We start from the raw sequence: 7,026 nt of genomic DNA, 5'->3' as shown, positions 1-7,026 counted from the left end.
TTATGCGGCATGCAATCAATCCTGTCCGGCAGGTACAACCTTAATACCCGCCAAAGCCCGATCCCTGCAACAACGTCGTGGCGGTCCCTTATCCCAGGTAAGCGTCGATAATCTGCCTCAGCCGCGTCGGGCCGAAGCTGGGGAAATGCCCGCCGTGGACGATGGAAACCGGCAGACGTGCAAGGCGCTCAAGCGAGCGTCGATAATCATCGCGGTTGGAATGAAAAGTATCCGTCACCAGATCGCCGTCATAGACGATGTCGCCGGCGATCAGCGTCCGGGTCGACACCTCGTACAGCGCGATTCCGCCGGGTGAATGTCCCGGCGTGTGGATGACCTCGAACTGTCTGTCGCTAAGGTCTATCATATCCCCGTCCGAAAGCAGCCGATCGGCCGTCACGCTCTTCACCTTATAGGCCGACGCATCCCACCCATGCGGCATCCGCAGGAACATGGCGTCGCTTGCATACGGGTCGGCGAGCGTCCATTCGGGTCGCGGCTCACGCAGGATGTGCGCCTCCGCCAGGTGAATCCAGCATTGGCCGAATTCGTGATGGCATCCGATGTGATCGAAATGCGCGTGCGACGCGACACAGACGAGCGGGCGCTCCGACAGCAAGGGCACGTTGCGGCGAAGCGGAAAATGCCCCAGGCCGCTATCGACGAGCACGTCGCGATCCCGGCCGCGGATGTGCCACATATTGCAGCGAAAAAAGGGCTTTATCCACGGCTCGTGGATAAGCGTGATGCCATCCGCGAAAGGGATCGTTTCGTACCAGTCCTTCTCGGCCACGAGCACCATCGGTCAGTCCGCCAGTAGCCCGAGATGGGCCGGCTGCGCATGAAGTTGAAGCCGGTCGCCGATCGAAATCGCCTGCTCGGCCGGCAGTTTGAGCTGCAATGCAGGTCCGCTGTCGGAATGCACGACGACCTTCCGGTAGCTCCCCTGAAAAACGCTTTCGACGACGACGCCATGCCCCAAGATTATCGCTCCCGGCAAGGGAGGACCCAGCCGCAGGTTTTCCGGGCGCACGGCGACCGTGACCTTCGTTCCCTCCTTGTGGTGGCCGGTGGAAGGAATTTCTAGCTCGCCAAGCTGGGTGCGCACGGTAGCACCCGCCTCCGAGAAGCCGACGATCTCGCCGTCGATCAGCGTGTTCTCGCCCATGAACGACGCGCTGAACCGCGTCGATGGCCGGGCGTAGATCCGCTCCGGATCGCCTTGATCCACGATGCGGCCGTTCTGCATCACCAGCAGCACGTCGGCCAGCGCCATTGCCTCTTCCTGGTCGTGGGTCACATGCACGAAGGCGGTGCCGACGCGCTTCTGGATCGCCTTCAATTCATCCTGCATCTGCCGCCTCAGGCCGAGGTCGAGCGCACCCAAAGGCTCGTCCAGCAAAAGCAGTTTGGGTTTCATGATCAGCGCGCGAGCGAGCGCCACACGCTGTCGCTGTCCCCCGGACAGTTGGTGGGGCTTCTTGTCGAAAGACTGATCGAGGCCGACCAGCGACAGCGTCTCGCGCGCAAGGGCGTCGCGCTCGGATCTGGGTGTGCCGCTCATGCGCGGACCGAAGGCGACGTTGGCGCCGACGCTCATGTGGGGGAACAAGGCGTAGTCCTGGAAGACGGTCGTGGTGGGCCGCTTCGCTGGCGGCATCCGGGTACAGTCGCGGCCGTCTATCAGGACGCGCCCTTCGGTCGGCTCGAGAAACCCTCCGAGGATCGACAGAAGCGTGGTCTTTCCCGACCCCGAAGGCCCGAGCAGAACCACATATTCCCCTGGCGCGATGTCGAGCGACAACTGATGCAAGACAGTCAGCGCACCGAAATTGTGCGATACATTAACGGTGGAAACGGCGGCATGGGTCATTTTCTTTTTCTCCTGCCGAACACGGCCAGCTCCGTAAGAACGACCAGAAGGATCGAGACGCCAAAGACGATCGCGCCGATGGCGTTGGCTTTCGGATTTAGGCCGGAACGCAAGAGCGTCCATATCTCGACCGGCAGCGTCGTCTCAAAACGCGCGAGCAGGAATGCTATCAGGAATTCGTCCCAGGACAGGGTGAGCGACAAGACGAAGCCCGCGACGAGAGCCGGCCACAGCACCGGGGCGACGACCAGCGCCAGCACCTGCCATTCGCGCGCGCCGAGATCGCGGGCCGCCTGTTCCAGACGGATGATGCCGTCTCCCATCTGGCTGTAGCAAATGGCAAAGCAGAGCGGGAGATTGATCACCACATGCCCGATGCCGACCGCCAGCAACGACTTCGAGATGCCCAGCGCATTGAACATGACCACCAGCCCCATGCCGATGATCAGATAGCTGACCGACAGGGGCGCGATCATCAGGCCGCGCACCACGGTTCCTGCCCGGCTTCGCATGCGGGCGCAGCCATAGGCGGCGAGAAAGCCGAGCAGCACGGATACGGTCGACGAGATGCCGCCGACCAGAACCGAATTCCACATGGCTCCGGTGAGCTTTGAGTCGCCGAAGACTTCGCCATACCAGCGCAGCGACGGGCCGGTGAAAGGCGGGATGGGAAACCGGGTAGCCTGAAACGAAAACAGGACAAGCACCACCACGGGGATGTAGATGAACACATACGTTACCACGACGTACGCCCCGGAAAAGAGATCGGCGAGCCGCTTCATCCGATCACGTCCTTTCCAGCTTCAGCCAGCGGGCGCAGCCCAGATAGGCGAGCGAGATGACCAGCATGAGGATCCCCGAAAGTGCTGCGGCGAGCGGCACGTCGGCGCGCCGCCCGATCTGCTGGATGATCAGTTGAGGCATCAGCAATTCGTTGCTGCCGCCCAGAAGCTGGGGCGTGATGTAGTCACCGATGGTGAGCACGAAAGTCAGGAACGCGCCGACGACGATGCCGGGCAGCGTGAGCGGCAGGATGATGTGCAGAAAAATGCGAAAGCTGCTCGCCCCCAGATCGGCGGCCGCCTTGCGGTAGTTCGGGCTGAGTTGCTTGAAATTGGCGTAGATCGTGAGCGTCAAAAGCATGACGAAGAAGTGGACGAAACCGATGATGGTTGCGGTGCGCGTATTGGCCAGCATCAGCGGCTGATCGATAAGCCCGCTTCCGACCAGCGCACGGTTGATGACGCCACGCTCCGCCAGCAGCAGCAGCCAACTGTAGGAACGAACCACATAGGAAGTCCAGAAGGGAAGGATGGTGAACAGCAGGGCCATGCGCTGCCAGCGTTCGGGCACGCGTTCAGCCAGTATCCAGGCGAGTGGATAAGCCACGAGGATCGAGATGATCGTGACCAGAAGCGTAACCTGAAGCGAATTGACCAGCGCCCGCACGTAACTCGGCTGGGTGATGAAATGCCGATAATTGTCCAGCGACAGGCCATCCGGCCCCGACAGGCTGATCACCAGCATCGCCGCCAGTGGAACGAAGAAGAACAGAACTGTAAAAGCCAGGCCGGGACCGACCAGGAACAGGTTACGCCAGTTTGCGCCGAACAGGGTCATGAAGCCGCCGCCATGCCGATGCTGTGTCGCCTGGAAAATCCCAGGCGCGGTGGTCTACCGAAGCGCGGGGCGTGTGGAAACGCCCCCGCGCCGCCAAAGGAGCAAGTCAGTCAGCCTGCAAGATATCGTTCCAGGTGTCCTGCATCTGCTTGTCCAACGCGGCATCCGGCGCCGGATAGCGGTTCGACGCTGCAAGATCCTTCGCCTGAACGTCGGAGGAGAATTTGAGCGTTTCCTTCTGCTCGTCGGTAAGCGCGGCATTCTTCTGTGCCGGCATTCCCCAGAAACAGGAGGATGTCGAAAGGGCCGCCTGGCCTTCCGGGCTCAGGATATGCTGAATGAACTTGAGCGCCAGATCGGGTTTCTTGCTGTCCTTCAGGATGGCGACTGCTTCCGACCAGAGGATGCCGCCCTCTTCGGGTATGACGAAGTCGAGGTCCGGGTTTTCCGCGTGAAGCCCTGCCGTCACCCATTCGCCGGCACCGACCACGACATCAACCTCTCCGGTCGCGATCGCCGTCTGGCTGGCGACGACTTCGCCCACCAGCTTCGCGTTCGCCTTGAGCTTCAGCATCAAATCCTTGATCGCCGGCAGCGTCGCGGCGGTCAAATCCTTCGTCGGCGTTCCCGTCGCCACCGACGCCATGCCGAGCACCGGCAGGTAATAGTCGTAAATGGCGATGCGACCCTTGAATTTCGGGTCGGTCAGTTTGGTCAGGGTCGACACGTCCTCGGCGGAGAACGCCTTCTTGTTGTAGGAAATGGCGTTGAAGCCCCATTTGTCGGTCACGGCATAGCGCTTGCCATCGATAACGACGGCATCGTCCATCCGCACTTCCGGGAACTGGTCGGCAAGCGGCAGCGCGTCGTCCGCAAGCGGCAGGAACCGCTCCTTGGCAATGCGCGCGACATCGATGGAATCGATGACCATGACGTCCCAGTCGCCGGGCTGCGATTGATCGATGAGCGACAGGCCGGCGCCGGTGCCCTCGAACACCTTCAGGTTCACCTTGACGTCGTTGGCCTTTTCAAAAGGCTCGATCAGGGCCGGATCGGTGTGGTCGCACCATACCAGTGCGTTGAGTTCCTCGGTGGCGATGGCCGGCGACACCGCCAGGAGCGATACCGAAACGGCCAGAGCCTTCAATCCGGCGGCAAAAGAAAATCGTTGTCCCAACATGGTTTCCTCCCTGAAGGCACCCTCACAATCGTGCCTTCTCGTGAAAATATGAATTGATTATAAATACGAGTCAATTCATATTTATCCGCATCATGGCCGGACTGAGACAGCGACAGAAGGCAGACAGGCACCATCGCATCGTCGAGGCGGCGGCGCGGCTTTTTCGCGAATTTGGCTATGAGGGCGTGAAGATCGAAACCATCGCCGAACAGGCGGAACTGTCGGTCGGCACGATCTACAATTATTATGAAAGCAAGGGCGATATCCTGATCGCCGTGGTGTCGCTCGAGGTCAACGAGGTGATCGCCGCCGGCGACCATGTCGTGCTCAAGCCGCCGCGCGAAGCGGTTTCAGCCGTCAACACCCTGTTTGCAATCTATCTGCAGCATTCGTTGCATTATCTGAGCAAGGAGATGTGGCGCGCGGCGATGTCGATGTCGATCCTGCACCCGCAATCCCCGTTCGGACGCCATTATAGCAGCCTCGACGAAAGCCTTTGCCAACAGGTTTGCCGGCTTCTGACCAAGCTCAAGGATCGCAACGAGATCGGCGGCTGGGTCGATTGCGACCTTGCCGGGCGGACCTTGTTCAACACGATGAACATGATGTTCATGGGGTTCGTGAAGGACGAAACCGCCGATATCGAGGACGTGTTGCTGGCAGTGGAAAAGCAAACCGCTCTGGTCGTCTCGTTGCTGACGTCGCAGGCTACGGCGTGGACAGATCAGAAAATAACGCTCGAAATTCCGGGGGTCAGGGAGTGAATATGCTGGACCCGGCAACGAAGCAGCCGATTACCGTCCTATCCATAGGTTCCGGTACGGATGTGACCTTGGAGGATTTTTCATGACACGCAGCTTCAACCAGCCGCTTGGCGGCAACGAAATGGCCCGGTTCGGTGGCCCGACAACGATGATGCGGCTGCCGGCGCAACCGACCGCCGCGGGCCTCGACGCTTGCTTAGTCGGCATCCCCATGGATATAGGCACGTCCAACCGGTCGGGAACACGGCACGGCCCCCGCCAGATCCGTGCCGAATCCTGCATGCTGCGGCCCTACAACATGGCAACCGGAGCGGCCCCCTTCGATTGCCTGCAAGTCGCCGACATCGGCGATGTCGCCATCAACACGTTCGATCTGAAAAAGACCGTCGACATCATCACGCAGGCCTATGACGCCATCCTGGCGCATGACTGCATCCCGCTGACGCTGGGTGGCGATCATACGCTGACCTACCCGATCCTGCGCGCAATCGCCAGGAAGCACGGTTCCGTGGCGCTGGTGCACATCGATGCCCATGCCGACATCAACGACGAGATGTTCGGGGAGAAGATCGCCCATGGCACGCCCTTCCGCCGGGCGTTCGATGACGGACTGCTGCGCAACGACAAGGTGTTCCAGATCGGCCTTCGCGGCACCGGTTACTCGCCTGACGACTTCAACTGGGCGCGCAAGCAAGGCTGGACGGTCGTCCAGGCCGAGGAATGCTGGGGCAAGTCGCTTACCCCGTTGATCGCCGATATCCGGAGCAGGATCGGAGATACACCCACCTACATCACCTATGACATAGACAGCCTCGATCCGGCCTTCGCGCCGGGAACGGGAACCGTCGAGATCGGCGGCCTGACCACCTGGCAGGCACTCGAACTGGTGCGCGGGTGCGCCGGCCTCAACATCGTCGGCGGCGATCTCGTCGAGGTCTCGCCGCCCTTCGACCCTTCGGGCAACACCGCGCTCATCGGCGCCAACCTGCTCTATGAGATGCTGTGCATTCTACCTGGCGTCACGAGAACGGCCGTTTGACATCACACGCACGACACCCACGCATGAAAACGAGGACAGGGATTTGACGCCAGACATTGCTGCGAGAACCGGTGTAGAAGAAGAGGTTCTGGCGGCAGCCACCTCCCTCGTGGAGGCGTTCGGCAGCGGCGCGGTCGATACCTATTTCGCATGCTTTGCCCCTGACGCGACCTTCATTTTCCACAATCACGAAACACGCCTGACCAGCACTGAGGCCTACCGCAGCTTGTGGGACAGTTGGGTGGAAGACACCGGCTTCCAGATTCTCGGCTGCGTCTCCAGTGATCAGGACGTCAGGGTCCTGGGGGATACGGCCTTGTTCACGCATGCGGTCGAAACACGGGCGCGCACCAAAGCTGGAACGTTCACCAATCGTGAGCGCGAAACAATCCTGTTCGTCATGCGGGACAGGAAATGGATTGCAGCCCATGAACATCTGTCCCTGCAGACAGGTTGAAGGCTTCCATTTCAGGGACGTTGTTGCAGGGATCGGGCTTTGGCGGGTATTAAGGTTGTACCTGCCGGACAGGATTGATTGCATGCCGCATAA

The 7,026-nt window shown here is 60.7% G+C and carries 8 protein-coding genes; 3 read left to right on the top strand and 5 right to left on the bottom strand.

From position 1 onward, the window contains the following. Positions 1-88 precede the first annotated feature (88 nt). The 5 genes from ACX3P1_RS27550 to ACX3P1_RS27530 form a co-directional block, all read right to left on the bottom strand. Positions 89-802, bottom strand: coding sequence for an MBL fold metallo-hydrolase (locus ACX3P1_RS27550; protein ID WP_459082909.1), 714 nt, complete (start codon positions 800-802; stop codon positions 89-91). 3 nt (positions 803-805) lie between these two features. Beyond that, positions 806-1,873: an ABC transporter ATP-binding protein gene (locus ACX3P1_RS27545; RefSeq protein ID WP_459082907.1), complete on the bottom strand. Its 1,068-nt coding sequence runs from the start codon at positions 1,871-1,873 to the stop codon at positions 806-808. Continuing rightward, entirely contained in the window at positions 1,870-2,655 is a 786-nt protein-coding gene (locus ACX3P1_RS27540) for an ABC transporter permease (protein WP_459082905.1), read from the bottom strand. The genes ACX3P1_RS27545 and ACX3P1_RS27540 overlap by 4 nt, the downstream gene beginning before the upstream one ends. 4 nt (positions 2,656-2,659) lie before the next feature. Next, the gene (locus ACX3P1_RS27535) at positions 2,660-3,493 is read right to left on the bottom strand and encodes an ABC transporter permease (protein WP_459082903.1); all 834 of its coding nucleotides are present in this window, start codon (positions 3,491-3,493) and stop codon (positions 2,660-2,662) included. Positions 3,494-3,599: 106 nt separating this feature from the next. Beyond that, entirely contained in the window at positions 3,600-4,673 is a 1,074-nt protein-coding gene (locus tag ACX3P1_RS27530) for a polyamine ABC transporter substrate-binding protein (RefSeq protein WP_459082901.1), read from the bottom strand. A gap of 92 nt (positions 4,674-4,765) precedes the next feature. On the opposite strand from ACX3P1_RS27530, the gene ACX3P1_RS27525 reads away from it, so the two are divergent. From ACX3P1_RS27525 to ACX3P1_RS27515, 3 genes are all read left to right on the top strand, one after another. Continuing rightward, positions 4,766-5,437 carry a TetR/AcrR family transcriptional regulator gene (locus tag ACX3P1_RS27525; RefSeq protein ID WP_459082899.1) on the top strand — a complete coding sequence of 224 codons (672 nt, stop codon included), beginning with the start codon at positions 4,766-4,768 and terminating at the stop codon, positions 5,435-5,437. Between the two features lie 82 nt (positions 5,438-5,519). Beyond that, the gene (speB, locus tag ACX3P1_RS27520) at positions 5,520-6,476 is read left to right on the top strand and encodes an agmatinase (RefSeq protein ID WP_459082897.1); all 957 of its coding nucleotides are present in this window, start codon (positions 5,520-5,522) and stop codon (positions 6,474-6,476) included. Positions 6,477-6,519: 43 nt separating this feature from the next. Further along, positions 6,520-6,933, top strand: coding sequence for a nuclear transport factor 2 family protein (locus ACX3P1_RS27515; RefSeq protein WP_459082895.1), 414 nt, complete (start codon positions 6,520-6,522; stop codon positions 6,931-6,933). Positions 6,934-7,026: the final 93 nt, after the last annotated feature.

The sequence above is a fragment of the Mesorhizobium sp. A623 genome (assembly GCF_054489405.1).
The sequence above is the reverse complement of the archived record's forward strand: the minus strand, read 5'-3'. Positions and strand labels throughout refer to the sequence as shown.

Bases quoted from the DNA above. Each gene is read 5' to 3' on its own strand.
- ACX3P1_RS27550 (WP_459082909.1), bottom strand. From the start codon at position 802: ATGGTGCTCGTGGCCGAGAAGGACTGGTACGAAACGATCCCTTTCGCG.
- ACX3P1_RS27545 (WP_459082907.1), bottom strand. From the start codon at position 1,873: ATGACCCATGCCGCCGTTTCCACCGTTAATGTATCGCACAATTTCGGT.
- ACX3P1_RS27540 (WP_459082905.1), bottom strand. From the start codon at position 2,655: ATGAAGCGGCTCGCCGATCTCTTTTCCGGGGCGTACGTCGTGGTAACG.
- ACX3P1_RS27535 (WP_459082903.1), bottom strand. From the start codon at position 3,493: ATGACCCTGTTCGGCGCAAACTGGCGTAACCTGTTCCTGGTCGGTCCC.
- ACX3P1_RS27530 (WP_459082901.1), bottom strand. From the start codon at position 4,673: ATGTTGGGACAACGATTTTCTTTTGCCGCCGGATTGAAGGCTCTGGCC.
- ACX3P1_RS27525 (WP_459082899.1), top strand. From the start codon at position 4,766: ATGGCCGGACTGAGACAGCGACAGAAGGCAGACAGGCACCATCGCATC.
- speB (WP_459082897.1), top strand. From the start codon at position 5,520: ATGACACGCAGCTTCAACCAGCCGCTTGGCGGCAACGAAATGGCCCGG.